Genomic DNA, 24,979 nt, shown 5'->3' with positions numbered 1-24,979 from the left:
TCGAGAAGGACGTTCGATAGGAGCGACATGGGCTGCCTCAGCGTGGTCTTCAACATCATCTGGATCCTCACGGGAGGCTGGGTCACGGCGCTCGGGTTCTTCCTCACCGGCGTGATCTGCTATGTGACGATCATCGGCATCCCGCTCGGCCGGCAGGCGTTCAAGATGGCCTCCCTCACGCTCGCGCCCTTCGGCAAGACGATCGAGTACGGGGGAGGCGCCCCGTCGCTTGCGGCCAACGTGGTCTGGGTGCTGCTCGGCGGCTGGTGGTCGGCCCTCTGCTACCTCGTCGAAGGCGCCCTCTTCTGCGTCACCGTCGTGGGCATTCCGTTTGGCCTGCAGCTCTTCAAGATGGCCAAGCTCGCCCTGCTGCCATTTGGCGCCACGGTGCGGTAGGGGGGTCCGCTGCCCTCTCGCCGGCACTGTCGTAACACTTTGCAAGAATGTTACGTCTTTCTCGCCCCTGCGCGCGGGCTGATAAGGTAGCCCGCATGAACATTGCTGCCGCACATATTTCGATGATGGCCATGGTGGTCATGGAGATGCCCAAGCCCGGGCACTCTGACGCGCCGTGCCGCGAGGTCGGGCGCTAGGAGACCGGGCGCCCTCACGGGCTGCCTCCGGCGGGAGGCCGCCCAGACCCATCCCACTCATCGAGCGGAGCTCTCGCATGATCCAGATCAAGAACCTCTGCAAGTCCTACGGCGCGCAGCCGGATGCGCCCCACGCCCTCGACGACGTCTCCATAGACATCGCCGACGGCGACGTCGTGGGCATCATCGGCATGAGCGGCGCCGGCAAGTCCACGCTCGTGCGCTGCATCAACCTGCTCGAGCAGCCCACCTCCGGCCAGATCCTCGTGGACGGCCAGGACGTCACCGGGCTCACCGGCGCGACGCTTCGCGCGTACCGCCGTCGCGTGGCGATGATCTTCCAGAGCTTCGGGCTTCTGTCCCAGAAGACCGTGCTCGCCAACGTGTGCTTCCCGTACTTGGCCGCAACGGGCCGCGTGACCGCGCAGAACCGCGAGCGCGCCCTCCAGCTCCTGGACCTCGTGGGCATGGCCGACCGCGCCGACTCCTACCCGAGCCAGCTCTCCGGCGGCCAGCAGCAGCGCGTGGCCATCGCCCGCGCCCTCGCGTGCGAACCGGAGTACATCCTGTGCGACGAGGCCACGAGCGCCCTCGACCCCGCGAGCACCAACACCGTCCTCAAGCTCCTGCGCCAGATCAACCGCGAGACCGGCGTCACCATCATCGTGATCACGCACTCGATGGGCGTGGTCCAGAAGATCTGCAAGAACGTCGTGGTGCTCGAGCGCGGGCATGTCGTGGAGCGGGGGAGCGTCGCCGACGTCTTTGCCGCCCCGCAGTCGCAGGCTGCCAAGGTTCTTCTCGAGAGGGTTGATTGGGATGCCTAACCTCTCAGAGTTCCTCGCCGAGTACGGCGAGCTGCTGCTCCAGGGCACCGGGGAGACGATCGTCATGCTGCTCGTGCCCACGCTCATCTCGTATGCCCTGGGCATCGCCCTGGGCGTGGTCCTCTACCTCACGGCGCCGGGGTCGCTGCGTCCCATGCGCGTGCTCAACGCCGTGCTCGGATGGGCGGTCAACATCTGCCGCTCCTTCCCGTTCATCGTGCTCATGGTGTCGATCATCCCGCTCACGCGCCTCATCATGGGCACGGGCTCGGGCATCCTGGGCACCATCCCGCCGCTCGTGCTCTCCGCCACGCCCTTCATCGCGCGTATGGTCGAGCAGTCGCTCGCCGAGGTCCCGCGCGAGAGCGTCGAGGCCGTGGAGGCCTGTGGCGCCTCGGTGCCCCGCGTGGTCTTCTCGGCACTCCTGCCCGAGGCCCTGCCGTCCCTGGTGCGCGGCGTCGCCGTGGTGCTCATCGCGGTCCTCGGCTACACCGCCATCGCGGGGGCCGTGGGCGCGGGCGGCCTGGGCGACATCGCCATCCGCTACGGCTACTACCGCTACCAGTCCGACGTCATGATCGCCGCGGTGGTCATTCTCGTGGTCATCGTGCAGCTGATCCAGAGCGCGTGCGACCTTTTGGCCCGCCGCGTCGACCACCGCACCAACGGCTAGAACATCAGACATTCATGCTCATGTGGGGGACGTCCCCACTTTACCGAGTAAGGAGAAGAACCATGAAGTTCGCTAACGCTAACATTTCCCGCCGCTCCCTTCTCGCCACCCTCGCGCTCGCGGCCGCCGGCTCGCTCGCGGCATGCGATGCCGGCAAGCCCGCGCACGAGCATGGGACGCTCAGGATCGGCGCCTCTCCGAGCCCGCACGCGGAGATCCTCAACGACTTCGCCGCCCCGCGCCTCGAGGAGCGGGGCATCACGCTCGACGTCGTCGAGTACACCGACTACCTCAAGCCCAACGAGGACGTGATCTCCGGCGATCTTGACGCGAACTACTTCCAGCACATCAACTACCTCAACAACTACAACGAGGAGAACGGCTCCGACCTCGTGAACGTCGGGGCCATCCACTATGAGCCGTTCGGCGTCTTCCCCGGTCGCTCGAACGACCTCGATGACGTCGCCGAGGGCACCACGATCTCCGTGCCCAACGACCCCACCAACGAGGGCCGTGCGCTGCTCCTGCTGCAGGACCTTGGGCTCATCACGCTCGACGAGGCTGCCGGCGTCACCGCCACGGTGAACGACATCACGGACAACCCCCACGGCATCGAGATCGTGGAGCAGGAGGCCGCGGTCCTGCCCTCCACGCTCGCAGACGTGGACTTTGCCATCATCAACGGCAACTACGCCATCGACGCGGGCCTCTCGCTCGCCGACGCCGTGGCGACCGAGAACGCCGACTCCACGGCCGTGCGCGAGCAGTACGTCAACATCATCGCCACACGCCCCGAGCTGGAGGACGACGAGTGCGTCGCGGCGCTCGTCGAGGTCCTCAAGGGCGACGACTTCGCGGCGTACCTCCGGGAGACCTTCGGCGACTCCGTCCAGGCCTTCTAGCCTCCTGACGTGACGGGGGACGGAGCCCTTGCCGGCGCTCCGTCCCCCCCGTCGCTCCGTCGTCGCCCACGAGCGGTACAATCTCCCAAAGGACATGAGGACGAGGGGGCGACCATGGCGGCGATGAGCCTTGATGACTTCACCTGGACGCGAGAGCCGGCGGCCTGCGTGGCGCGCGACGGGGCGCTCGAGGTCACCACGCTCCCGCGCACTGACCTCTGGCAGCGCACCTACTACCACTTCCGCAACGACAACGCCCCCGTCTTCCAGGCGCGCACGGGCGAGAAGTACTTCAGCTTCACGGTGCGCACGGACTTCTCGCAGAGCCACCACCGCTTCGACCAGTGCGGGATCGTGGTGTACCTGGACTCCGAGAACTGGCTCAAGGCGTCCGTGGAGTACGAGAACGACCGCTTTCAGCACTTGGGGAGCGTGGTCACCAACGGTGGCTGGTCCGACTGGGCCACGACGGAGATTCCCGCCGACGAGCGTCAGATGTGGTATCGGCTCTCTCGACGCGGGGACGACTTCCGCATCGAGTGCTCGCGTGACGGCGTGGCCTTCTCGCAGATGCGCATCTGCCACCTGGCCGCGGCGACGGGCACGGTGAGCTTTGGCGTCTATGCGTGCTCTCCAGAGGACTCGTCGTTCACGGCGCGCTTCGGCGGCTTCGACTATGGCCCGTGCGTCTGGGATGCCCACGACGGCCAGCAGCCGGACGAGGAGTAGGGGGCGCTGCCGCCCTCCGCGCCTCCTAGCGTGAGGCACGCGCCGTTCTTCTCGCCTTGTGATCGTCCTCCTCGTCAAGACGCTCCGCCAGCCAGATTTTCATGAGCGACTGACGCGTGACGCCATACTCGCTCGCGTAGCCGTCAAGCCGGACGACCATGGGCTCGTTCATGTCAACGCTCACGCGTCGCTGGGACTGGTGGGGCCGCTCGAAGGTCGGATCCTCCGCGTAGGGAAGGACGTCCCCGCCTTCGTCGAAGATGTCCTCTGCCTGTTGGGAGCTGATGCGCTTATCCATGGTATCTCTCAATCTCTAGCTTCGTGGAACGTCTCGCGGAGATAATCCTGACGGTCTCCCCGTCCTCTCCGCGATACGTGACGATTGCGGAGAGATATGACGATTTGGAAATTCGGCCGACCGCAAGCCAGCGTTCCTCTGGTTCCGAGGAGACGCGAACACGATAGTAAAAAGGATCTTTCCAAATCTCACATGCCTCCTCAAATCTCACGTGATGTTTCCGGCAGTTGCTCAGAGCCTTATCGGGGTTCCATTCAAACAGTAGTGCCATCTAATTATCCCCCTTTTTTACGTAAAAAGAGTTCAAAAATAAAGCCATTTTTGAGATGTGATTACAGCTGGGCGGAATATAGCATGCGGGTGGGAACTTGTGTATTCCCGCCCTCTATCCGCTTGCTGACGTCGCAGATGGCAGCATAAGAACAATGAATATGATTTGAGATTATATCGGTGAACGGATGATATTCCGTTACGAGTGGTGTCTTGTCCGCGAGTTGGAAAAGCGATTCAGCGAGAATAGCCAGAAGATGATCGACCTGAGCTTTATCATGATTGATAGCGGGCATCGCATAGGAGAATCGAGTTTCTCATGTCTGAGCATCTTGGCGTTCAGGAGATTTCTGTCATAAAGGACGATCAGGGAATTCTGTTTCTCGGGGATCCGTCGGAAATAAAGACTTGGCTTGATGAATGCGGTCTCGCGTCACGCGAGTTCTCATCGAAGGTTCTGAAAACGGGTGCTTCTGCGCTGAGGGCCGCGACGCAGGTGTCTTCGAAGTCCGGCAGGTGGGTTAAGCTGACCGAGGAATCGGTCGGGCTTCTTGAAAAATATGGGAAAGCAAGCGGAATACAACCCGGCGTGGTTCAAGACGCAAGTGGAAAGATTGTCAAATGGCTTAAGTTTGAGACCCCGGGCAACCTCTTCTCGCCTGCTATGGCGACGGGCATTGCGGGCATGATGACCCAGATGGCGCTTGAGCAGGCCATCCAAGAAATAACAGATTATCTTGTAAGAATTGACGGAAAAATCAACGACTTACTGCAGGATCAAAAGGATCGTACCTTGGCCGACCTCATGGGTGCTGTATTTGAGGTTGATGAGGCCGCTGCGATTCGCAATGAGACTGGCATGCTCACTGACGCTGCTTGGTCGAAACTTGCCCCCTGCGCGCGGGTAACCGGAACGGCGCTCGCCTATGCGCTTACAAAGCTCAAAGGTATTTCAGATAAGCTGCTTTCGGCTGACTCTCCTGAGGACGTCGAGAGCGTGTTGAAGGTGGCCTGCGAAGATGTGCCCGCGTGGCTTGGAGTCATAGCTCGAGCCATCCAGACGCGCGATAGACTCTCGGTGATTGAGCTTGAGCGCGCGTACTTCGAGAGGACTGAGGTGCTCGAGGGGCATCGTCAGGGGATAAACGAGGCTCGCCGTGACAGGCTAGGCAAGGTGAGGGCAAGAGTTGAGATGCTGCGAGAAGACCTGAGCTGCACTGCCGAGCGCGTGCGCGGGGAGAAGCTTCTCCACCCGTTCGCAGTGGACAGCAGCCTCGGGATGCTCGACGAATTGATGGATGCTACGACAGAGTTCAGCGAAAAGCTCGGGATGGAGATTGCGAAGAGAGACATCGAGCGCGCCCCCGAATGGGACAAGGCGTTTCTCGAGTTTGTCGACGAGCGAGCGAAGGACGTGGCGGAGGTGGCCGATCAAGTTGCTGCGGGAGCACAAGATCTTGGTGAGAAGGCCGTCTCTGGTGCGCAGGATCTTGGCAATTCCGTTGCCCAGGGTGCGGGGGCGCTTGGGGACGCGGCGGGAAAGGGAGCGGAGCAGATTGGGGCAGTCGTTTCGAGCGGCGCCCAGGAGATTGGGAAAGCGCTGGAAGGGATTGATTTAGGGAAGGCAATCGAGTCGCTCCCGTTCAGGTTTCCCTTTGGAAAATGACCTCCGTCACCCGTTGATAAACGTTGTCTCGGAAGCGTGCGATTGTTTTGCTCGAGTTGTGCGCTGGCCATCTCTTTGATTAAGCTTTCCCGAAGCGTTGCGGAGTCATGGTGGCTGATGCTGCCCTATGCTCCGAACGCAGGAGTGTAAGCTCCCGCTCGCCCAGGACCCTCGCTGCGACTTGAAGAGAGCTTCTTGTCTAGGGCTTGTAACCTTGCGCTGATGATTCATTTCCCAAGCTCAATGCTGGCTACCGAGCCGATAAGACTCTATGTTTTATGTCCCTAGGGCGTTCTTCGCGACATGTCCGCGGTCCGTGCTCGGTGTTGGGGAGAAGTGCACGACCCAACTCATTGACCATGCGTTCGTATGGGACGGGTCGCAGCAGTCCAGTCGGGAATTATTGTCCGGTGCTCACCCTATCCTTTACTTGCGCATTGATTCGCGAGCTACGGGAGGTCATCAGATGGGCAGGGGAGTCGGCGTGTACTGTGAAGCCTGCGGGTGGGAGCGACAGTTCATTTTTGGGCGGGGGATACTTTCCTCTTGCAAGGATGAGTGTCTGGAGAGCCTCAAATCGGGCGAGTTCGGAAATCTCGCGCAGCGTATGGCAGACGAGCTGGCCTCTGACGAAATAAAGCTCCAGAGGGAGCAGACTACGTTCAAGTGCGCGCATTGTGGCGAGCTGGTTTCCGGTGAGTTCATGACAGCGCAACACGCGGGGGCGCATGAGATGCCAGTCGTGTTCATCTCCTGCGAGGATGTCTGCCCCGCATGCGGGCAGCCGATGGCGTGGGTACGTGGCATACCCATAGAGGGCGATGCGGTCGAATACCTCAGAAAGATGAGGAAAAAGGGATGTCCCAAGTGCGGGGGTAAGCTCAAGGAATCGACGATCATCTGGGATTAACGTGGCTGGGGGACGGAGCGCTGGCAACTCCTCCGTCCCCCTGTCACGTTATCGGTACGTCACCGTCTCCGCAATCGGCTTGCGGCTCTCGTGGTTGGGCAGCGGTCCCGTGCCCTCGGCGGCGTAGCCGAGGTCGAGCAGCATGAGGAGCTCCTCGTTCTCGGGCAGGCCCAGGCGCTCCTTGGCAACGTCAGGGTCAAAGCGGTTGAGCCAGCAGCTGTCCACGCCCGCGTTGCATGCGGCCAGGACCATGTGCGTGGCCACGATCGCGGCGTCCTCGATGCCTGAGTCGCGCGCGTCGCCGGGGTAGGTGTAGACGTTCGTGGCGTCAAAGGCCACGGCCAGGACCGTGGGCGCGCCGTAGCGGCAGGGCGTGAGCTCGTCCACGATGGCGAGCGCCTCGGAGCTCTGGAGCACGTAAACGTGCTGCTCCTGCAGGTTCTTGGCGGTGGGGGCGAGCCTGCCCGCCTCGAGGATCTTCTCGAGCGCCCCGGGCTCCACCTGACGGGTCTCGTCGTACTTCTTGCACGAGTAGCGCTTGGCGATGACGTCCCTGAACTCCATCTCGGTCACTCCTCCTTGGTCGTGGCTCACCTGTCTTCCTGCGCCAATGATACGCCTGCCGTTACGTCGCCCGCAGCGCGCTGTACAATGGCCGCGCCGGACACGCCAAGAAGAACGGACCCCCATGACCGCGCTCGACCTCATGCGCTCAGACGCGCCGTACGCTGTGAGCTACCTTGACATGCCCAACGACCTGCAGCCGCGCGCCCAGCGTCTCTGCTGGCGCCTCAATCGGTTGGACCCCGCAGACACCGAGTCGCGGGCGGAGATCCTGGCCGAACTCTTCGGCACGTGGCACCCGCGCGCAAACGTCAAGCCCACGTTCCGCTGCGACTACGGCTTCAACATCCACTTCCACGGCTTCGCGCTCGTGAACTACAACTGTGCGTTCCTGGACACCTCGCCCATCAACATCGGCGAGGGCACGTTCATCGCGCCAGGCTGCGTGCTCGCCTGCGCCGGCCACGCGGTGCACCCCGACCAGCGCGCGGAGGGCATCCAGACCTCGGCCCCCATCACGCTGGGCAACAACGTCTGGCTGGGCGCCAACGTGACCGTCTGCGGCGGCGTCACCATCGGCGACGGCAGCGTGATCGGCGCGGGAAGCGTGGTCACGCGCGACGTGCCTGCCGGCGTGATCGCGGCCGGCGTGCCCTGCCGCGTGCTGCGCGAGGTGTCGGAGCGCGACCTCGTGGCCCCGATCTCGCCGGAAGACGTCGAGGGGGAGGGGAGATAGGCCGTGGACCTCAGGGTTGACCGCACGGGATGCGAGAGCGTGGTTCTGGACTTTGACGGGACGATGTGCCTGCTCTTCCAGAACCATGACCTCGCGGCGACGAGGCGCAGGATGCACGAGGAGCTCAGGCGATTCTCGATCGACTTCGACGAGGCACTGGATGCGTTCGATGCCTTCGACGCCGTGCTGGCGCAGACCGCCGACCGCCCTGAGGCTCGTGCGGAGGCCCTGCTCAAGGCAGACGAGGTCCTCTCCGACGCAGAGGTGTTGGCCGCCGGGACGGGCCCCGCGGTCGCGGGCGTGGCCGAGGCCATCGACTTCTGGAGGACCGCGGGGTATCGGGTCGGCGTGGCGACCAACAACTCCGCCCGCGCGGTCGACGCCTTCCTCGATCGCCTGTCCATCGGGCGGCTTCCGGTGGTGGGCCGGGATGGCGCGCATCCGGAGCGCCTGAAGCCCAGCACGTGGAGCGTCGAGCGCGTCCTCGAGCTGATGGGCGGCCGCCCGGAGACGACCGTCTTCGTGGGCGACACGCGGCGGGACTACGAGACGTCGCTGCGGGCCGGCTGCGCGTTTCTCGGCATGGTCCCGACGGAGCGCAAGTGCGCGCGGCTCGGCGCGGCCTTGGACGAGGGCCTGATGGCGCGGGACTATCCCGAGCTGCTGAGGCGGTTCTTCGGCCGGTCGTAACCGGGCATGCCCCGACGCCCAGACAGAGCCAATCGACAAAAAGGCGTTCCCGAGGGCGCGTTTTTGTCGATTGGCTCTGTTTCGGCGAGGGGGTGCCGGCGAGAAGGGCCGTCGTCGCGCTAGGCGAGAAGGGCCGTCGTCACGTCGACGGCGGTGCGCGCTGCGTCGGAAAAGCGCGCTCGAATTCCCATGCTGTCCGGAAGCGTACCAGAGGCCCCGCGTTCTTTTTGTCGAGTCGCGGATGCGCCCTCGTCCGGAGGAACAATGGAGGTCCGGTTGCCTGGACGAGGGAGGGGCGATGGGCGAGGCAGTGAGGCGACGAATCGATGCGCTGCTGGACGCGGCGGAGCGCGGGGAGAGCTCCCTGGTGCCGTCGGACGAGAAGGGCCGCAAGGCGCTCCTGCGCCGCGGGCTCGAGCTGGTGCAGCCGATTGCCGGACAGTTCGTCCGCAGAGGGGCTTGGAGGCGGCTTAACCCTGCGGAGCGGTCGCTCTGGCTCATGCGGGGACTTGCCGCGCGCCATCCGGGCTGGCGCTTCTGCGAGGCGTCGGCCGCGGTCGCATATGGCCTTCCGGTGACGTGGGGGCTGCTCACGCACGTGTGGGTGGCGGCGGGGCGGGGCTCGCATGACAAGTCCGTTCCGGGCGTCATCCGACGCTGCGTGAGCGATCCCGAGGGTCCCGCACTCGCCCAAGGCCTTCCTGTGACGTCGTTCTGGAGGACCGTCTTCGACTGTCTCGTGGCGTTTCCCCCTCCTGACGCGCTGGCAATCGTTGATTGGGCGCTCCGGCTGAGCCAGGCGTCTGCACGCCAGGTCGTCGACTACCTGCGCTCGGCGCACCGTGGCCGACGCGGGGTGCGCGGGGCGGTGCGCGTCGCCGCCCTCGCCGACGCGCGTGCCGAGAGCGGAGGGGAGTCAATCGCCCGCTGGACGATGCTCGAAGCCGGATTTGAGCCTCCTGAGCTGCAGGTGTGGATTGAGGATCCCGTTGAGCCGGGAACGTGGTTCCGCGTCGACTTCCTCTGGCTGCTTCCTGATGGGTCCGTCATCATCGGAGAGATGGACGGCAGGCAGAAGACCGAGCGTCCCGAGCTCATGGGTGGCCGCAGCGCGGTGCGGGTGCTGCAGGACGAGCGCCTGCGCGAGTCTCACCTCTCGGCGCTTCGCCCCGCGGTCGTGCGATTTGGCTACGATGTGGCGCGCGACCCCGTCCTTCTCGGCTCTCTGCTCGACTCGTTCGGCGTTCCGAGGCAATCGGGCGACCCGGCGGTCCCGGCTCCGTTCACGACCAGGCGCGCGGAGCTGATGCAGCTTGGCGGCTGGAGGGTGCTGGCGACGGAGCTCGTGGCGGCGTAGCGAGCGTCCGAGCATGCCCCGACGCCCAGACAGAGCCAATCGACAAAATGGCGTCCCCGAGGGCACGTTTTTGTCGATTGACTCTGTTTCGGCGGGGGGTGTCGGCGAGAAGGACGCGCTCTCGAGAGGAGCGCGCTTGCGAGAAGGACGCGCGGGCAGGAAGCGCGCCAGGGCTATCTCACGCGCCACTCCTCGGGGACCTCGAAGATCGCCTCGAGGCTAGCGAGAAGGTCCTCGCGCCAGTCGGTGGCGCCGCGTCGGATGCACCAGAGGAGCTCGTAGCCGCTGAACATGTGCGACGCGGCCTCGTAGAGCCGCTCGGCGGGCGCGGGGTTGCGCACCTGGCCGGCATCCTGGGCGTGGCGGATGATGTCCACCGCAACCTCGGTGAGGTAGGGGCGCATGTCAAAGGTGTGGCGATCCTCCTGCAGGTTGGCGATCATGGCCTGGCTGAAAAGGCCCGCCCCCAGCTTGGAGCTCTCCTGGTAGAGGGTGTCAAAGCACGTGACGAGCTGCTCCCAGTAGTTGCCCGAGCCCGCCACGGCGAGCAGCCGCTGCGAGAGGCGGATCGTGATGTCGTCGTAGACCTCCAGAACGAGCTCCTCCTTGGAGGGCACGTAGCGATAGAAGGTGGGCTTGGTTATCTCGCACGCGTCGCAGATGTCCTGGACGGTCACGTTCTCGTAGCCGCGCTCCTGGAAGAGCCGGAGCGCCTGGGCGGAGATGATGGTGCGGTTCATGCGTCTTCCTCGCGTCGTGGGGGCCGGTCACGCGGCGGGTCGTTCGACCTACTTTACACCGTGGCCGTCCGCGGCCGCCCCCGAGAAGACGGCCGCGGCGCGAAACGCGACGCCCGCCGAAAAGCGGCCCTCGCCACGTCCCCCTCGCCCCGCGGGGTGTAACTTTAACTCGGGTAACGAAAGGCGTTACCGTGGTAATACCGAGGGGAAAGCGAGAGAAGCGCATGGCAAACAGGCTGTTCGAGAAGACCCAGATCGGGAGCATGCGGCTCAAGAACCGCATCGTCATGGGCCCGATGGGCACGACCGGTGAGGCGGACGGCGCCTACACCATGGATGGCGTCTACTACTTCGAGGAGCGCGCCAAGGGCGGCTGCGGCCTCATCATCACCGGCGCCAACGTGGTCTCCACCAAGTACGAGCCGCGCCCCTGCACCGAGCTCAGCAACTTCCACCACGTGGAGCGCCTGAACATGCTCGTCGACCGCTGCCACCACTGGGGCGCCAAGGTGTGCGTGCAGCTTTCCCCGGGCCTCGGCCGCCAGCAGTTCACCGACCCCTTCACGCCGCCGTACTCCGCGGGCGCGTGCTCCTCGTTCTGGTTCCCGAGCCTCATCTGCAAGCCCTTCGCCAAGGAGGACATCGCCTACCTGGTGGAGCGCGTGGGCTACTCCGCCTCGCTGGCCGTGGCTGCCGGCGCCGACGCGCTCGAGCTGCACGCCTACGGCGGCTACCTGCTCGACCAGTTCCAGTCCACGATGTGGAACGACCGCACGGACGAGTACGGCGGCTCGCTCGAGAACCGCATGCGCTTCACGCTCGAGTGCATCGACGCGATCAAGAAGAACGTGCCGGCGGGCTTCCCCGTCCAGGTGAAGTTCACGCCGTACCACGGCGTGCCCGGCGGCCGCGAGCTTGACGAGGGCGTCGAGATGGCCAAGATCCTCGAGGGCGCCGGCGTGGACGCGCTCCACGTTGACGTGGGCTGCTACGAGGCGTGGTACAAGGCCATCTCCACCGTCTACGCGCCCGAGGGCCACCAGCTGCGCGTGGTCCGCGCCATCAAGGACGCCGTGAAGGTGCCGGTCTTCGGCCAGGGCAAGCTCTTCGACCCGGCCCGCGCCGAGGCCGCCGTTGAGGACGGCACCCTCGACTACGTGGTGCTGGCGCACCAGACGCTCGCCGACCCGGCATGGGCCAACAAGGTCCGCGAGGGCCGCGTCGACGACATCCGCCCCTGCATCGGCTGCAACGAGTGCCTGCTGGCCGGCTTCTCCGGCAAGCACTACTACTGCGCCGTGAACCCGCAGTGCTACGCCGAGCGCGACTACGCGCTGCCCGCCCCCGTCGAGGACCTCGACGACATGCGCAGCGTCCTCGTGGTCGGCGGCGGCCCCGGCGGCATGGAGGCCGCCATCGCCGCGGCCGAGCGCGGCTACGACGTCGAGCTCTGGGAGAGGAGCTCGCGGCTCGGCGGCAACCTCTGGGCCGCCGGCTCGCCCACGTTCAAGCACGACGTGCTGCGCCTCATCGACTACATGAAGACGCAGGTCAACAAGCTCGGCGTGCGCGTGGTCTACAACAAGGACGCCAGCGCGGCCGAGATCGCGGCCTACGGCGCCGACAAGGTCGTCCTGGCATGCGGCTCCCACTCCGTCGTGCCGCCCATCCCGGGCATCGAGCACGCCGAGGTCTCCGACGGCTACCTGCTGGGGACGCGCGAGCCCGGCAAGGACGTCGTAGTCATCGGCGGAGGCCTCGTGGGCTGCGAGACCGCGGCGTTCATGGCCGAGAAGGCCGAGAACGTGACCATCGTCGAGATGCTCGATGACGTCCTGCTCACGGCCGGCCACTGCCTGAACAACGACCAGGCGCTCAAGGCGATGCTCGAGGAGCGCGGCGTCAACAAGGCGTGCGGCGCCAAGGTGACGCAGGTCACCGATGACGCCGTCGTCTACGAGAAGGACGGGCAGACCGTGAGCGTCCCGGCCGACACCGTGATCATCGCGGCGGGCTATCGCTCCAACAACGAGCTCGAGGACCAGCTCGAGGGCCTCGTCGACGACCTGTCCGTGGTGGGCGACGCCGTGGCGCCGCGCAAGATCCTCACTGCGGTCCACGAGGGCTACCACGCCATCCGCGTGATGGAGTAGCCCCGGGGCGTCTCCCGACGTAGCAAAAGGCGGGGCGAGAAGGACCTGACGCTGGTCCTTCTCGCCCCGCCCCTTTTCTTTGCGAGGGCCCGCCGGCTAGTTGTCGCTGCGGGAGAAGCCGTTTCTCATGTGCATGCTCGCCTCGAAGAGGACCTTGTCGAGGAGGGCCTCGGTCTGCCGGCGGCACTCGTCGGCGATGGCCTGGTTGCAGTCCGCGAGGCTGCCACCCTCGGCGTCGCACGCGCGTACGAGCGCGGCGCAGCGTGAGGTGAGCGCCTCCTGGTAGCGCTCCACGTGAGGAAGGCACGGCCCATAGGCGGCGTCGGCGAGCGCCCCGACGATGCGGTTGGCCCAGTAGAAGTTCTCGCTGGTCACGCGCGTGGTGGTGTCCTCGAGGTAGGCCGGCGTCTCGTCGACGTTGGCATAGAGCGGCACGAGCGCGTTGAAGGCGTTTGACCCGTAGGCGATCCACTGCAGCGCGGATCGCTCCGGAGCCACGTAGGGGCGCAGCTGCAGCACGGCAAGCTGGCTGTTGCGGTTGATGCCGATGGGGCGGTAGAGGCCGGCCTTCTCGCCGCCGGCGTAGGGGTCGTACGGCGTGCCCTGGTAGTGGAGCGAGAGCACGTACTTCACGTCCTCGACGGTGAGCTTGCGCTCGGGCTCGCGGCACCAGGGGATGGTGTCGCTCTCGGGGCCGAAGTCGGCCGCGGGCGCCGCGGTGTCCCAGGGGCCGGCGTGCGGGTTGAGGGCGCGCTGGATGGCCCAGGCGCGCGGCGTGTTGTAGACGTGGTCGGAGTCGGAGTGGCTGCCGAAGGCATCGCGCGGGTTGAAGTGCCCGGCCGCAACGCCGATTGTCAGGTCCAGGTGGTTGGCCGCCATCCACTCGCGCAGGTCGGCGGAGCAGAGGTGCTCCTCCTGTCGCCCGCAGGCATCCTCGAGGTCGAAGTCGTCGATGCCGAGCTGGTTGGGCATCGTGACGTAGCAGTCGTCCGGCACGCGGCGGGCGATCCAGTGGTGGCCGCCCACGGTCTCCATCCACCAGATCTCGTCCGCGTCAGAGAACGCGATGCCGTTCATCTCGTAGGTGCCGTATCGCTCGAGCAGCGCCCCCATGCGCAGCACGCCGTCGCGGGCGCTTGTCATGTAGGGGAGGACGAGCGTGAGCATGTCCTCCTCGCCGATGCCGCCGGGCGTGCCGGCGTCCTTGTCGTAGCGCACGAGCGGGTCTGCGGCGAGCACGCGCTCGTTGGAGGTGAGGGTCTCGGTTGCGCTCATCCCCACGTTGCGGGCGCTGAAGCCGGCCTCCTCCCAGAGGCCCTCCTTGAGGTCGGCGTTGGGGATGGCGGTGTAGCGGACGCCGCCCTCGGGAAGCTCGATCTCCAGGTGCGATATCACGCTCTTGTAGACGTCTCCGGCCTTGGGCGCGGGACGGGAGACAAAGCGCTTGGGGGAGAACTCGCCGTTGGGGGAGTCCTCGTTGCGGGCCACGATCGTGGAGCCGTCGTAGCTCGCCCTCTTGCCGATGAGAATGGTGGTGCAGGGCATGGTGCCTCCTCGGGGGACGGGTTTGTTCCGGGTTCATGGTAGCGTCTCGCGAGGCCGAGTCGGCCCCTCGCGTGCAGTTGGGCGGATAGTGTGAAAAAACGGCGCGCTCGTCTGCAATCACCGGGATAGTGCGAAGCGTTTTTGGCCTCAAATGCCCCTCTTGCCGAGTAGCATCTAATTAGATTGAATATATTCCCTGCTCGTGAGAGGCACGATACGCGACCCATGCGGGAAAGGGCTTCGCACTATCCCGGTGATTGCAGGGATCAGCGGCATTTCTTCGCACTATCCCCCTGATTGCATCTTTGGGGAGTCCGAACGACGCCGCGCGAAGGGCATCATTGTGTAACGAAGTCGCGCCACGCGTTGCCTCAGGGGCGCCCGAGCGCAATAATTCGTTGGCGTTCGCCCAATCGTGAGAGGAAGCCTGCATGTCGATGAAGTTCAAGCGCCTTCTGCCCATCCCCAAGGACATCCGCGCCGAGATGCCGCTCTCGTCCGAGATGGCCGAGCGAAAGGCGGGCTTCGACGCGGCGGTCTCCGCGATCCTGCGCGGCGAGGACGAGCGCCTGCTGCTCATCATCGGCCCGTGCTCGGCGGACCGCGAGGACTCGGTGCTGGACTACGCCGTCCGCCTGGCCAAGCTTGCCGAGTCGGTCGAGGACTGCATCCTCGTCATCCCGCGCGTCTACACCAACAAGCCGCGCACCAAGGGCATCGGCTACAAGGGCCTGCTCCACAACCCCGACCCCGAGTCCGGCGACGACCTGCTCGAGGGCGTCAAGGCCATCCGCCGCATGCACGTGCGCGTGGTCGAGGAGACGGGCCTGTTCACCGCCGACGAGATGCTCTATCCAACCAACTACCAGTACCTCATCGACCTTCTCGCCTACATCGCGGTGGGCGCGCGCTCCGTGGAGAACCAGGAGCACCGTCTCGTGGCCTCGGGCGTCCCCATGCCGGTGGGCATGAAGAACCCCACCGGCGGCTCCACCGACGTCATGCTCAACTCCATCTACGCCGCGCAGCAGCGCCAGACCTTCATCTTCCGCAACTGGGAGGTCAACACCACGGGCAACCCGCTCGCCCATGCCGTGCTGCGCGGCTACGTGGGTCTCGACGGCATCAACTACCCCAACTACCACTACGAGTACCTCGAGCGCCTGGCCGAGAAGTACACTGCCGACAAGTTCTCCAACCCGGCGGCCATCATCGACTGCAACCACGACAACTCGGGCAAGCGCCCCCTCGAGCAGATCCGCATCTGCCACGAGGTGCTCGACTCCATGCACCGCGCGCCCGAAATTCGCCGCCTCGTGCGCGGCTTCATGGTGGAGTCCTACCTCGAGGACGGCAACCAGCCGGTGGGCGGGACCGTCTACGGCAAGTCCATCACCGACGCCTGCCTCGGCTGGGAGAAGACCGAGCGCCTGGTGAGGGAGATCGCGGAGCGCGCGTAGGCGTGAGAGTGCGAGCTTCTGACGGGGCGGGTCTTCGGACCCGCCCTTTTTTCGTGCTGAAACATTTCTGCACGCTCGCGAGTATTACTGATAGGCGCCTTTCCAATGGCACACAAGAGAGAGGAGGGGGCGTGCAGGACGATGAGTTCCGACGAGCCGTCGAGAAGAACCGCGACCTCGTGTTCCGCGTCGCGTACACCTACCTGCGCGATGCGGCGGACGCAGACGACGTGACGCAGGACGTGCTCGTCAAGCTCCTACGGCACGATGACGACTTTGCAAGCGACGCCCACCTGCGCAACTGGCTCGTCCGGGTGTGCGTCAACGAGTGCCGGTCGCTCTTCCGGCGGCCTTGGCGGCGCGTTGAGGACATCGAGGGATACGCGAACACGCTCGAGATGCCGAGCCGCGAGCACGTCGAGCTGCTCACGAGCGTGATGCGTCTGCCCGAGAAGTACCGCGTTCCGCTGGTGCTTCACTACTATGCGGGCTTCTCGACCGGCGAGGTCGCGAGCATGCTGCACGTGCCCGCCGCGACGGTGCGCACGAGGCTCGCCCGGGCGCGCGGTCGTCTGCGGAAGATGCTGGAAGCTGATGACATTTCCAATAGGGAGATGGAGGTCGTGCGATGAGGAAGAATGAGCTGCATGAGGCGATGGAGCACATGCATGCGTCCGAAGACACGTACGAGCGCGTGATGGAGCGGGCACAGGCGGGGCGCCGACGCTCCCGCAGGGGGCCGCTGCCTGCGGCCGCAGTGATGGGCGCGGCGATGGCGGGCGTGCTCGTCACAGGAGGGGTGGCGTATGCCGTGTCCGGCGGCGACATCTTCTCCGCCTGGGGAGACCACGGGATGGGCGAGCGCGTGGAGTGGAGCTACGCGGGCAATGACTTCAGCTTGGAGCTTGGCACGCTCGACCCTGGGGCCGTGTCCGACGACCTGGCGGCCTCCGTCGAGCACGTGGGGCTCTCCGTCACGGGCAATGGCTATACCCTCACCATCGAGGACATGCTCGTGGACGAGAACGGGTGCGGCGTCGCGAGCTTCACGCTGGAGAATCCGGAGGGCATCAGAAACAACCCGGAGTACGGCCTTCCGGGGGAGCTCGTGCCCGACGACGACGCCCCCCTTGACGCGCTCGGCATGTCTGCGACCGGAGAGGGCACCTCGACGCTGCTCGACTACAAATGGATCTACGATCAGGAGCTGTCCACGGACACGCTCGCCAGGGGGACCGTGTACTTCTCGGCCTTTGGGAATCTCGACAACGTGCTCTCCGGGGTCTCGTGGTCGCTTTCGTGGCACACGGGGGCAGTCGACGAGGAGGGGAACGTGTCCGCTGACTTTGAGAACTGCGACGCGCAGTCGGACGTCTTCATCCCGAGCAAGGTCGTGGGCGCGCGCGAGTTTGTCGCCGAGGACGGGAGCGTCGTCACGGTGAGCCCCTTCAGCATCCACGTGGACCCGTCATGGAAGGAGGCGGGGGACTCCAGCGTGGACGAGGTTGCGCTGCACCTCGCGGACGGCAGCACGTATGTGGTCGTGTCCGAAGACAAGGCCATGACCATGGGCTACTACACCGCCAACCTGCTCGACGACGGCTCTTCGAACTACACGTTCACGCGCCTGGTCGGCACCTCCGAGGTCGTGAGCGTGGAGGTCTCGGGGACGACGGGCGACCCGATTTCCGGGGAGGCCGCTCATGCGGCCACGCTCGAGCCCGCCGCGTAACTTCCGAGGCTAGTCCCGCCGCTCGGGTCGCCGCTCTCCCCGGCGCTCCGAGCGGCGTCGCGCGAAGGCGCGCAGCGCAACCTCGCGCAGCTCCTTGGCGCGCGCGGCCTCCATGGCCTTCACGCCCTCGAGCGGGTAGGGGATGCCGAGCTTCTCGTACTTCGTCTTTCCCAACGTGTGGTAGGGGAGGAAGTCGAGCCCCACGACGTTGTCCCAGTCTCCGATGATGCGGCCCACGTCGGCGCACTCCTCCTCGGAGTCCGTGAGGCCGGGGACGATGACGTGGCGGATGAGCGTGGGTATGCCGCGCCGCGCGAGCTCGCCGCCCAGCTCGAGGGCGTGGCTCGCAGACATGCCGCAGAGCGACTCGTGCAGGACGGGGTCTGAGGTCTTGATGTCGAGAAGAACCATGTCGGTGGCATCGAGAAGCCGCGAGAAGCGCTCTGCGTGCTCCGCGGAGAAGGTGGCGGCAGAGGTGTCCAGGCAGGTGTGGATGCGCCCGGCAGGGGCCCTGTGGGCCTCCTCGAAGAGGGCGGCCACGAAGTCCGGCTGGGCCATGGGCTCTCCGCCCGTGACGGTGATGCCGCCCGACTTGTAGAAGGGGCGGTTGCGCTCGAATCGCTCGAGCACCTCCGCCACGGTGACGTCGGTGCCAGGGCCGGTGCCGCCGGCGCGACCGAACTCCCAGGTGTCTGGGTTGTGGCAGTACTGGCAGCGCATGGGGCAGCCCTGGCAGAACACCACGAGCCGCGTCCCGGGACCGTCGACGGTCCCGAAGGACTCGATGGAGTGCAGCCTCCCCACGACCGCAAGGTTCTTCTCGCTCATCCCGTCGGTTCGATCGCTCACATCCGCACCTTCCACCCGGACACGTATTACAACCATGATAGAGCGAACGGCCCGGGCAATTGCGAAGCAAAGTTCCTGAGCGCGGAGCGCGAAGCACTTTGCGGAGCAATTGCCCGGGCCGTTGGCCTAACAGGTCAGGTTGACCTTACATCGCCTCGTGGAAGGTACGGGAGATGACGTCGTCCTGCTGCTTCTTGGTGAGGGAGTTGAACTTCACCGCGTAGCCGGAGACGCGGATGGTCAGCTGCGGGTACTTCTCGGGGTGGGCCTGGGCGTCAAGCAGGGTCTCCTTGGTGAAGACGTTGACGTTGAGGTGGTGGCCGCCCTCCTCGACGTAGCCATCGATCATGCTGACGAGGTTGTCGACCTGCTCGGCGGAAGAGGTTGCGCTCATGATGGAATCCTTTCTCGTACGGGTCGCCCCGGAGCGAGGCGACCCTCCTGTAACCACAGTGTACCCGATAAGTGTCACCAAGTCAGTGACATTTATCGAATCCGCCCGAACGGCTCCGCGCGTCGGGGCTGTTCCCGATGCGCAGGTGGCTAGCAGCAGCCGCAGTCGGGGGCGGGGTTCTCGATCTGGATGTCCACGCCGAGGGCGTCGAGGTCGAGCTCGTCGAACATGACGGCGTCGCCCTTGCCGAGGGCGTTCGGCACGATGGAGAACGTGTTGGAGATGCCGTCCTGGGCGTCCTTGAACGGGAGCTTGGCGACGGAGGCGAGCGACGCCACGGCGCCGTGGGTGTCACGACGGTGCATGGGGTTCGCGCCCGGGGCGAAGGGCTCGCCGGCGCGGCGGCCGTCGGGCGTGTTGCCGGTGGCGTTGCCGTAGACGACGTTCGAGGTGATCGTGAGGATCGAGGTCGTCGGGACGGAGTTGCGGTAGGTGTCGGTCTCGCGGACGTACTTCATGAAGACCTCGACCACGTCGTGGGCGAGCTGGTCCACGCGGTCGTCGTCGTTGCCGTACTTGGGGAACTCGCCCTCGACCTCGTAGTCGGTGACCAGGCCGGTCTCGTCGCGGATGACCTTGACCTTGGCGTACTTGATCGCGGAGAGGGAGTCGGCCACGACGGACAGGCCGGCGATGCCCGTGGCGAACCAGCGGTGGACGTGCTCGTCGTGCAGGGCCATCTGCAGGCGCTCGTAGCAGTACTTGTCGTGCATGTAGTGGATGATGTTCAGCGCGTTGACGTAGACCTCGGCGAGCCACTGCATCATGTCGCGGAACTTGGAGACCACGTCGTCGTAGTCGAGGTAGTCGCCCTCGACCGGACGGAACTTCGGGCCGACCTGCTCGCCGGTCTTCTCGTCGCGGCCGCCGTTGATGGCGTAGAGGAGGCACTTGGCGAGGTTGGCGCGGGCGCCGAAGAACTGCATCTCCTTGCCGATGCGCATGGAGGACACGCAGCAGGCGATCGCGTAGTCGTCGCCGTGGTAGACGCGCATGAGGTCGTCGTTCTCGTACTGGATGGAGCTCGTGGTGATGGAGATCTTGGCGCAGTAGCGCTTGAAGGCCTCGGGCAGGCGCGTGGACCAGAGCACCGTGAGGTTGGGCTCGGGGCTGGTGCCCATGTTCTCGAGGGTGTGGAGGTAGCGGAAGGCGGTCTTGGTGACCATGGAGCGGCCGTCGACGCCCATGCCGCCGAGGGACTCGGTGACCCACTGCGGGTCGCCGGAGAAGAGCTCGTTGTACTCGGGGGTGCGGGCGAACTTGACCATGCGGAGCTTCATGACGAGGTGATCGATGATCTCCTGGGCCTCGGCCTCGGTGATGACGCCGGCCTTGAGGTCACGCTCGGCGTAGATGTCGAGGAACGTGGAGTTGCGGCCGATGGACATGGCGGCGCCGTTCTGCTCCTTGACCGCGGCGAGGTAGCCGAAGTAGAGCCACTGGACGGCCTCCTGGAAGTTCTTGGCCGGCTTGGAGATGTCGAAGCCGTAGATCTTGCCGAGCTGCCCCAGCTCCTGGAGGGCGCGGATCTGCTCCGCGAGCTCCTCGCGGTGGCGGATCGTGGCCTCGTTCATGGTCTTCTGGGTGCCGGCGTGCTCGGCCTTCTTCTCCTCGATGAGGCGGTCGACGCCGTAGAGGGCGACGCGGCGGTAGTCACCGATGATGCGGCCGCGGCCGTAGGCGTCGGGCAGGCCGGTGATGATGTGGCTGTGGCGGCAGGCGCGCATCTCGGGGGTGTAGGCGTCAAAGACGCCGGCGTTGTGGGTCTTGCGGTAGTTCGTGTAGATGTTCACGATCTCCGGGTCGACCTCGTAGCCGTTCTGCTTGCAGGCGGCCACGGCCATGCGGATGCCGCCGTTGACCATGAGGGCGCGCTTGAGCGGCTTCTCGGTCTGCAGGCCGACGATCTTCTCGAGGGGCTGGTCGATGTAGCCCGCGGGGTGCGAGATGATCGTGGAGACGAGGTCGGTGTCCATGTCGAGGACGCCGCCCGCCTCGCGCTCCTTGGCGAAGAGGCCCATGACCTCGTCCCAGAGCTTGGTGGTGTTCTCCGTGGGGTCGGCGAGGAAGGACTCGTCGCCGTCGTAGGGGGTGTAGTTCTTCTGGATGAAGTCACGGACGTCGATCTCGTGCTCCCAGTTGCCGCCGACAAAGCCGGCCCAGGCCTCCTGCTGACTCACTGCTCACGCTCCTTTATCTGAGGTTGGGCGCGTTGCGCCCGCCGTGGGATAACGGCACTCTTCAAACTACCAGATATGAGAACTTGATGGAGCTGAGAAAAGTTAGTTGATGGTGACATCTGGCAAAACACACATACGGGCGGAGCCAGCGGGGGAGGGGCGTCGTGCAAAAGCGTGCAAAAGGGACAGGCACTTTTGCACACGTTATCCCTCGGGTGAGAAGAACCCGCGGTGCGGAGCGTCCGCGATGGTGCAAGGGCGGCTTCGCCATCGTGTCGCGCCGGCCCGCGGCGCCCCGGCACAGAAGAGCGCCCCGACCTCGGGGTGGTCGGGGCGCCAGGAGGAAGGCCGTGTCCCTTGGGGACTACTTGCTCGGCATGATCCAGAACTTGAGGAGCGGGAAGCTCACGACAACGGCGAGCAGCGTGTTCACGACGGAGGCCACGGTGCCGGAGAGGCCGGCGTCCCAGCCGAAGGTGGTCTGGCAGAAGCTCATCACGTAGCCGGGGAGGATGAGGTTCACCACGACGATGATCACGGCGAGGATGGCGTACTTCCAGGCGGCGTCCTTGAAGGAGGCATCGGACTTGAAGACCCACTTCATCTGGACGAAGAAGTTGACGACCTGCGCCACGACCTCGGCGATGAGGAAGGTGATGAAGCCGCCCAGGCCGTTGGAGCTCGGCTCGGTGTAGTTGAAGATGAGGAACTGGAAGGGCTGGGTCATCTGCATCGCGTTGATGAAGATGGCGGTGCCGATCCACGTGAAGACGAAGCGGGAGATGGTGGAGACGTTCGACAGGATGTTGAACTTGATGAACTCCCAGATTCCCTGGTGCTCCTCGGTCCAAGTCTTGAAGCTCATGGCGGGTCCTTTCTGTGACGTTCTGACGGTCGTTGACGGGGGCTAGCGGGCGCGCGAGGCGTCGGCGATCTGCTTGGCGAGCGCGTTGTTGCGCACGAGGTTCATGACGAAGGCGAAGAGGATGGGCGCGAGCACCCACAGCAGCCAGAGCAGGATGCCCAAGCCGACGCCCCAGCCGAGGGCGATCGAGAGGGCGAGAAGGACGATGCCCGCCCAGCCGTAGCCCTTGACCTCGCGGACGAGCGCGTCGACGAGGCCCATGTCCACCATGCCGTTGGTCATCTTGGCGAGGGCGCGCAGCGGCATGTTCCAGATGAAGAGGACGTTGAGGTTGGGGTGGCCGGACTTGTCGGCGGCGTTCTTCAGGGCGCGCAGGACGAGCCACACGACCCAGAAGATGAGGGAGCGGCCGTGGTTGAGGTCGCGGAAGCACATGTTGCGCTCGATCTTGGCCTCGTTGCTCGGGATGGCGTGGCCGAGGAGGGCGGCGAAGTGCGCGTCGTCCACGCGGAGCACGTCGGCGGACTCGTAGGGTGCCACGTCGACGCCGGCGTACGGGTTGGGGGCGCCGGTGCCGGCGAGCTCGACCTCGGCGGTGAGGCGGACGTCGTCGGAGGCGGCGGCCACGCGCAGCTCGTAGGTGCCCGCCTCGACCTCCCAGCGGTTCGTCTTGACGTTGAAGTAGCTGAAGGCGCGCTCGGTGAGCGGGATGGTGACGACCTTGGACTCGCCGGGGGCGAGCTCGACCTTGGCGAAGCCCCTAAGCTCCTGCTCCGGGCGGAAGACCTCGTGGTCGGGCTTGGCTACGTAGAGCTGGGCCACCTCGGCGCCGGCCACGGCGCCGGTGTTGGTGACGGTGAAGCTCACCGCGTCCGCCGTGGCCTTGAGGCCCGAGTAGGCGAAGGAGGTGTACGAGAGGCCGAAGCCGAAGGGGAAGGCCACCGGCACCTTGGCGGTGTCGAAGTAGCGATAGCCCACGTAGAGGCCCTCGCGGTACTCGGCGCTCTTCTCCTCGGAGGGGAAGTTGGCGGAGGAGGGGACGTCCTCGAGGCGCACCGGCCAGGTCTCGGCGAGCTTGCCCGAGGGGCAGACGGCTCCGGTGACCACGTCGAGCGCGGCGCCCGCGCCCGCCTGGCCGCCGAGCGCGCAGTAGAGCACGGCGCGCGCGTCCTGGACCCAGTCGGTCTCCACGCAGGAGCCGGCGGAGAGCAGGACGATGACGTTGGGGTTGACCTCGGCCACGGCGTGGGCGAGCTCGACCTGGTTCTCGTTCAGGCGCATGGTGAGGCGCTCGGCGCCCTCGGACTCGGCGATCTCGTCGAGGCCGAGGCACAGCAGGATGACGTCGGCGTGGCGCGCGAGGTCGAGCGCCGCGGCGCGCTTGGAGGCGTTCTCGCCGCCGTGGCGCTCGAAGCCGGGCTCGTAGCCCACGAGGTCGAGGTCGGTCTCGCCGATGAGGTCGAACAGGCTGTCGACCTTGGTGCAGTTGACGGCGGAGGAGCCGGCGCCCTGGTAGCGCGGGGTCTTGGCGAAGTCGCCGATGAGCGCGACCTTGGCGTGCGCGGGGAGCGGCAGGATGGGGCCGTCGTTCTTGAGCAGGACGCAGCCGGCCGCGGCGGCCTCGCGGGCGAGCGCGTGGTGCGCGTCGACGTCGAAGGATGCCGGCGCCGCCTCGACGGCCGGGGTCACCTTGAGCGCGAGGTCGATGACCTCGTCCACGCGGGCGTCGACGTCGGCCTCGGAGATGGTGCCCGCCTCGACGGCGGCGATGAGCTCGCGGGTGGAGCCGAGGCCCGGGGCCGGCATCTCGAAGGTCGAGCCCGCCGCCACGCCGGCGGCGTGGTCGTTGGAGCCGCCCCAGTCGGTGACGACGGAGCCGTCGAAGCCCCACTCGTCGCGCAGGATCTCCTGGAGCAGGTGCTCGTTCTCGTTGGCGTAGACGCCGTTCACGAGGTTGTACGAGCTCATGATGGTCATGGGGTCGGCCTCGCGGACCACGGTCTCAAAGCCGGCGAGGTAGATCTCGCGCAGGGTGCGCTCGTCGAGGACGGAGTCGGACGCCTGGCGGCGCGCCTCCTGGCTGTTGACGGCGTAGTGCTTGGGGCAGGCGCCGATGCCGTTGGACTGGACGCCCCGGACGAAGGCGGCGGCCATCTTGCCGGAGACGAGCGGGTCCTCCGAGAAGTACTCGAAGTTGCGGCCGCAAAGCGGGTTGCGCTTGATGCAGAGGCCGGGGGCGAGCAGCGTCCCCACCTTTTGGACGGCGGCCTCCTGGCCCATCGCGGCGCCGACGCGCTCCTCGAGCTCGGTGTCCCACGTGTTGGCCATCGTCACGGCGGTGGGGAAGCACGTGGCCGGCTCGGAGCCGTTGAGGCCGAGGTGGTCGGCCGCGCCGGCCTGGTGGCGGACGCCCGAGGGGCCGTCCGAGAACTCGATGGCCGGGATGCCGGCGCGCTCGTTGGGCCAGCTCCCGAAGGTGGTGCCGCCCTGGAGCAGCGCGCACTTCTCGGCGAGCGAGAGCTTCCTGATGATGTCCTCGTGTTTCATGTCTCTCCCCTTCGACAGGCTCGGCATCATCTCAAATATATTGAGGCCGAGCCCTTCCCCGGGCGCACTGACACGATTGGCGCGTCTGCAGACACGATTGGCGCTCGCCCTCACGCCATTAGCGTAGACGCGCGGGGCGAGAAGGACGGCCGACCTGTCACAAGCGGTCGGATGGGCGGCGTAAGCTGCACGCGTGCCAGGGGGACGGAGGGGCTGCCGCCGCTCCGTCCCCCTGGCGC

General features: G+C 65.9%; 24 protein-coding genes and 2 pseudogenes. 15 read left to right on the top strand and 11 right to left on the bottom strand.

Annotated elements, in window-relative coordinates:
* Positions 1 to 27 precede the first annotated feature (27 nt).
* From E0L17_RS04955 to E0L17_RS04935, 5 genes are all read left to right on the top strand, one after another.
* Entirely contained in the window at positions 28 to 396 is a 369-nt protein-coding gene (locus tag E0L17_RS04955) for a YccF domain-containing protein (protein ID WP_167930148.1), read from the top strand.
* A 274-nt stretch (positions 397 to 670) separates the two neighbouring features.
* Positions 671 to 1,420 (top strand): methionine ABC transporter ATP-binding protein, encoded by a 750-nt coding sequence (locus E0L17_RS04950; RefSeq protein ID WP_167930147.1) that lies wholly within the window; start codon positions 671 to 673, stop codon positions 1,418 to 1,420.
* Positions 1,413 to 2,093 carry a methionine ABC transporter permease gene (locus E0L17_RS04945; RefSeq protein WP_167930146.1) on the top strand — a complete coding sequence of 227 codons (681 nt, stop codon included), beginning with the start codon at positions 1,413 to 1,415 and terminating at the stop codon, positions 2,091 to 2,093. Before E0L17_RS04950 ends, E0L17_RS04945 begins: the two co-directional genes overlap by 8 nt.
* A 62-nt stretch (positions 2,094 to 2,155) precedes the next feature.
* Positions 2,156 to 2,995 (top strand): MetQ/NlpA family ABC transporter substrate-binding protein, encoded by an 840-nt coding sequence (locus E0L17_RS04940; RefSeq protein ID WP_167930145.1) that lies wholly within the window; start codon positions 2,156 to 2,158, stop codon positions 2,993 to 2,995.
* A 114-nt stretch (positions 2,996 to 3,109) separates the two neighbouring features.
* The gene (locus tag E0L17_RS04935) at positions 3,110 to 3,724 is read left to right on the top strand and encodes a DUF1349 domain-containing protein (RefSeq protein WP_286163301.1); all 615 of its coding nucleotides are present in this window, start codon (positions 3,110 to 3,112) and stop codon (positions 3,722 to 3,724) included.
* Positions 3,725 to 3,749: 25 nt separating this feature from the next.
* On the opposite strand, the gene brnA is transcribed toward E0L17_RS04935, so the two are convergent.
* The 3 genes from brnA to E0L17_RS04920 form a co-directional block, all read right to left on the bottom strand.
* The gene (brnA, locus tag E0L17_RS04930; protein ID WP_167930144.1) at positions 3,750 to 4,022 is read right to left on the bottom strand and encodes a type II toxin-antitoxin system BrnA family antitoxin; all 273 of its coding nucleotides are present in this window, start codon (positions 4,020 to 4,022) and stop codon (positions 3,750 to 3,752) included.
* Positions 4,015 to 4,293 carry a BrnT family toxin gene (locus E0L17_RS04925; protein ID WP_167930143.1) on the bottom strand — a complete coding sequence of 93 codons (279 nt, stop codon included), beginning with the start codon at positions 4,291 to 4,293 and terminating at the stop codon, positions 4,015 to 4,017. The genes brnA and E0L17_RS04925 overlap by 8 nt, the downstream gene beginning before the upstream one ends.
* A 61-nt stretch (positions 4,294 to 4,354) precedes the next feature.
* The gene (locus E0L17_RS04920) at positions 4,355 to 4,588 is read right to left on the bottom strand and encodes a hypothetical protein (RefSeq protein WP_167930142.1); all 234 of its coding nucleotides are present in this window, start codon (positions 4,586 to 4,588) and stop codon (positions 4,355 to 4,357) included.
* 23 nt (positions 4,589 to 4,611) lie between these two features.
* Between E0L17_RS04920 and E0L17_RS04915 the strand changes: the two genes are divergently transcribed.
* Positions 4,612 to 5,958, top strand: coding sequence for a hypothetical protein (locus tag E0L17_RS04915; protein ID WP_167930141.1), 1,347 nt, complete (start codon positions 4,612 to 4,614; stop codon positions 5,956 to 5,958).
* Positions 5,959 to 6,442: 484 nt separating this feature from the next.
* A complete protein-coding gene (locus tag E0L17_RS04910) occupies positions 6,443 to 6,868 on the top strand; it encodes a hypothetical protein (protein ID WP_167930140.1) in 426 nt (141 codons plus the stop codon).
* Positions 6,869 to 6,916: 48 nt separating this feature from the next.
* Here the strand turns inward: E0L17_RS04910 and E0L17_RS04905 are convergent, their stop codons facing one another.
* A complete protein-coding gene (locus E0L17_RS04905) occupies positions 6,917 to 7,432 on the bottom strand; it encodes a nitroreductase family protein (RefSeq protein ID WP_167930139.1) in 516 nt (171 codons plus the stop codon).
* Here E0L17_RS04905 and E0L17_RS11335 point away from each other — a divergent pair.
* From E0L17_RS11335 to E0L17_RS04890, 4 genes and pseudogenes are all read left to right on the top strand, one after another.
* Positions 7,413 to 7,712: pseudogene (locus tag E0L17_RS11335) on the top strand (hypothetical protein); the annotation flags it as partial. The gene E0L17_RS04905 and the pseudogene E0L17_RS11335 sit on opposite strands and share 20 nt — an antisense overlap.
* A gap of 240 nt (positions 7,713 to 7,952) precedes the next feature.
* Positions 7,953 to 8,058 (top strand): annotated as a pseudogene (locus tag E0L17_RS11330) (DapH/DapD/GlmU-related protein); the annotation flags it as partial.
* A 113-nt stretch (positions 8,059 to 8,171) separates the two neighbouring features.
* Positions 8,172 to 8,858 (top strand): HAD family hydrolase, encoded by a 687-nt coding sequence (locus E0L17_RS04895; RefSeq protein ID WP_167930137.1) that lies wholly within the window; start codon positions 8,172 to 8,174, stop codon positions 8,856 to 8,858.
* Positions 8,859 to 9,156: 298 nt separating this feature from the next.
* Positions 9,157 to 10,215 carry a hypothetical protein gene (locus tag E0L17_RS04890; RefSeq protein WP_167930136.1) on the top strand — a complete coding sequence of 353 codons (1,059 nt, stop codon included), beginning with the start codon at positions 9,157 to 9,159 and terminating at the stop codon, positions 10,213 to 10,215.
* A 173-nt stretch (positions 10,216 to 10,388) separates the two neighbouring features.
* Here E0L17_RS04890 and E0L17_RS04885 read toward each other — a convergent pair whose 3' ends face one another.
* Complete coding sequence (locus tag E0L17_RS04885) at positions 10,389 to 10,955, bottom strand: TetR/AcrR family transcriptional regulator (protein ID WP_167930135.1); 567 nt, start codon at positions 10,953 to 10,955, stop codon at positions 10,389 to 10,391.
* A 224-nt stretch (positions 10,956 to 11,179) separates the two neighbouring features.
* Between E0L17_RS04885 and E0L17_RS04880 the strand changes: the two genes are divergently transcribed.
* Positions 11,180 to 13,108, top strand: a complete 1,929-nt coding sequence (locus tag E0L17_RS04880; RefSeq protein ID WP_167930134.1) for an oxidoreductase — start codon at positions 11,180 to 11,182, stop codon at positions 13,106 to 13,108.
* A gap of 96 nt (positions 13,109 to 13,204) precedes the next feature.
* Here E0L17_RS04880 and E0L17_RS04875 read toward each other — a convergent pair whose 3' ends face one another.
* Entirely contained in the window at positions 13,205 to 14,653 is a 1,449-nt protein-coding gene (locus E0L17_RS04875) for a C69 family dipeptidase (protein ID WP_167930133.1), read from the bottom strand.
* 431 nt (positions 14,654 to 15,084) lie between these two features.
* Here E0L17_RS04875 and E0L17_RS04870 point away from each other — a divergent pair, with 431 nt between their 5' ends.
* From E0L17_RS04870 to E0L17_RS04860, 3 genes are all read left to right on the top strand, one after another.
* Positions 15,085 to 16,113 carry a 3-deoxy-7-phosphoheptulonate synthase gene (locus tag E0L17_RS04870; RefSeq protein ID WP_167930132.1) on the top strand — a complete coding sequence of 343 codons (1,029 nt, stop codon included), beginning with the start codon at positions 15,085 to 15,087 and terminating at the stop codon, positions 16,111 to 16,113.
* 131 nt (positions 16,114 to 16,244) lie between these two features.
* Positions 16,245 to 16,745, top strand: a complete 501-nt coding sequence (locus E0L17_RS04865) for an RNA polymerase sigma factor (RefSeq protein WP_167930131.1) — start codon at positions 16,245 to 16,247, stop codon at positions 16,743 to 16,745.
* Positions 16,742 to 17,845 carry a DUF4179 domain-containing protein gene (locus tag E0L17_RS04860; RefSeq protein ID WP_167930130.1) on the top strand — a complete coding sequence of 368 codons (1,104 nt, stop codon included), beginning with the start codon at positions 16,742 to 16,744 and terminating at the stop codon, positions 17,843 to 17,845. The genes E0L17_RS04865 and E0L17_RS04860 overlap by 4 nt, the downstream gene beginning before the upstream one ends.
* A gap of 9 nt (positions 17,846 to 17,854) precedes the next feature.
* Here E0L17_RS04860 and pflA read toward each other — a convergent pair whose 3' ends face one another.
* The 5 genes from pflA to E0L17_RS04835 all read right to left on the bottom strand — a co-directional run bounded on the left by pflA (position 17,855) and on the right by E0L17_RS04835 (position 24,740).
* On the bottom strand, positions 17,855 to 18,673 hold the full coding sequence (pflA, locus tag E0L17_RS04855; protein WP_167930231.1) for a pyruvate formate-lyase-activating protein: 819 nt from the start codon (positions 18,671 to 18,673) through the stop codon (positions 17,855 to 17,857).
* 166 nt (positions 18,674 to 18,839) lie between these two features.
* The gene (gene grcA3 / locus E0L17_RS04850; RefSeq protein ID WP_167930129.1) at positions 18,840 to 19,088 is read right to left on the bottom strand and encodes an autonomous glycyl radical cofactor GrcA3; all 249 of its coding nucleotides are present in this window, start codon (positions 19,086 to 19,088) and stop codon (positions 18,840 to 18,842) included.
* 149 nt (positions 19,089 to 19,237) lie between these two features.
* Complete coding sequence (gene pflB, locus E0L17_RS04845) at positions 19,238 to 21,328, bottom strand: formate C-acetyltransferase (RefSeq protein ID WP_167930128.1); 2,091 nt, start codon at positions 21,326 to 21,328, stop codon at positions 19,238 to 19,240.
* Positions 21,329 to 21,692: 364 nt separating this feature from the next.
* Positions 21,693 to 22,193, bottom strand: coding sequence for a GtrA family protein (locus E0L17_RS04840; protein WP_167930127.1), 501 nt, complete (start codon positions 22,191 to 22,193; stop codon positions 21,693 to 21,695).
* A gap of 42 nt (positions 22,194 to 22,235) precedes the next feature.
* Complete coding sequence (locus E0L17_RS04835; RefSeq protein WP_167930126.1) at positions 22,236 to 24,740, bottom strand: glycoside hydrolase family 3 C-terminal domain-containing protein; 2,505 nt, start codon at positions 24,738 to 24,740, stop codon at positions 22,236 to 22,238.
* Between the last annotated feature and the right edge of the window lie 239 nt (positions 24,741 to 24,979).

This window comes from Olsenella sp. SW781 (assembly GCF_012027725.1).
GTDB lineage: Bacteria > Actinomycetota > Coriobacteriia > Coriobacteriales > Atopobiaceae > Thermophilibacter.
The sequence above is the reverse complement of the archived record's forward strand: the minus strand, read 5'-3'. Positions and strand labels throughout refer to the sequence as shown.

Coding starts and splice junctions, on each gene's coding strand:
- E0L17_RS04955 (WP_167930148.1), top strand. CDS start 28: ATGGGCTGCCTCAGCGTGGTCTTCAACATCATCTGGATCCTCACGGGA.
- E0L17_RS04950 (WP_167930147.1), top strand. CDS start 671: ATGATCCAGATCAAGAACCTCTGCAAGTCCTACGGCGCGCAGCCGGAT.
- E0L17_RS04945 (WP_167930146.1), top strand. CDS start 1,413: ATGCCTAACCTCTCAGAGTTCCTCGCCGAGTACGGCGAGCTGCTGCTC.
- E0L17_RS04940 (WP_167930145.1), top strand. CDS start 2,156: ATGAAGTTCGCTAACGCTAACATTTCCCGCCGCTCCCTTCTCGCCACC.
- E0L17_RS04935 (WP_286163301.1), top strand. CDS start 3,110: ATGGCGGCGATGAGCCTTGATGACTTCACCTGGACGCGAGAGCCGGCG.
- brnA (WP_167930144.1), bottom strand. CDS start 4,022: ATGGATAAGCGCATCAGCTCCCAACAGGCAGAGGACATCTTCGACGAA.
- E0L17_RS04925 (WP_167930143.1), bottom strand. CDS start 4,293: ATGGCACTACTGTTTGAATGGAACCCCGATAAGGCTCTGAGCAACTGC.
- E0L17_RS04920 (WP_167930142.1), bottom strand. CDS start 4,588: ATGCCCGCTATCAATCATGATAAAGCTCAGGTCGATCATCTTCTGGCT.
- E0L17_RS04915 (WP_167930141.1), top strand. CDS start 4,612: ATGTCTGAGCATCTTGGCGTTCAGGAGATTTCTGTCATAAAGGACGAT.
- E0L17_RS04905 (WP_167930139.1), bottom strand. CDS start 7,432: ATGGAGTTCAGGGACGTCATCGCCAAGCGCTACTCGTGCAAGAAGTAC.
- E0L17_RS04890 (WP_167930136.1), top strand. CDS start 9,157: ATGGGCGAGGCAGTGAGGCGACGAATCGATGCGCTGCTGGACGCGGCG.
- E0L17_RS04885 (WP_167930135.1), bottom strand. CDS start 10,955: ATGAACCGCACCATCATCTCCGCCCAGGCGCTCCGGCTCTTCCAGGAG.
- E0L17_RS04880 (WP_167930134.1), top strand. CDS start 11,180: ATGGCAAACAGGCTGTTCGAGAAGACCCAGATCGGGAGCATGCGGCTC.
- E0L17_RS04875 (WP_167930133.1), bottom strand. CDS start 14,653: ATGCCCTGCACCACCATTCTCATCGGCAAGAGGGCGAGCTACGACGGC.
- E0L17_RS04870 (WP_167930132.1), top strand. CDS start 15,085: ATGTCGATGAAGTTCAAGCGCCTTCTGCCCATCCCCAAGGACATCCGC.
- E0L17_RS04860 (WP_167930130.1), top strand. CDS start 16,742: ATGAGGAAGAATGAGCTGCATGAGGCGATGGAGCACATGCATGCGTCC.
- pflA (WP_167930231.1), bottom strand. CDS start 18,673: ATGAGCGAGAAGAACCTTGCGGTCGTGGGGAGGCTGCACTCCATCGAG.
- grcA3 (WP_167930129.1), bottom strand. CDS start 19,088: ATGAGCGCAACCTCTTCCGCCGAGCAGGTCGACAACCTCGTCAGCATG.
- E0L17_RS04840 (WP_167930127.1), bottom strand. CDS start 22,193: ATGAGCTTCAAGACTTGGACCGAGGAGCACCAGGGAATCTGGGAGTTC.
- E0L17_RS04835 (WP_167930126.1), bottom strand. CDS start 24,740: ATGAAACACGAGGACATCATCAGGAAGCTCTCGCTCGCCGAGAAGTGC.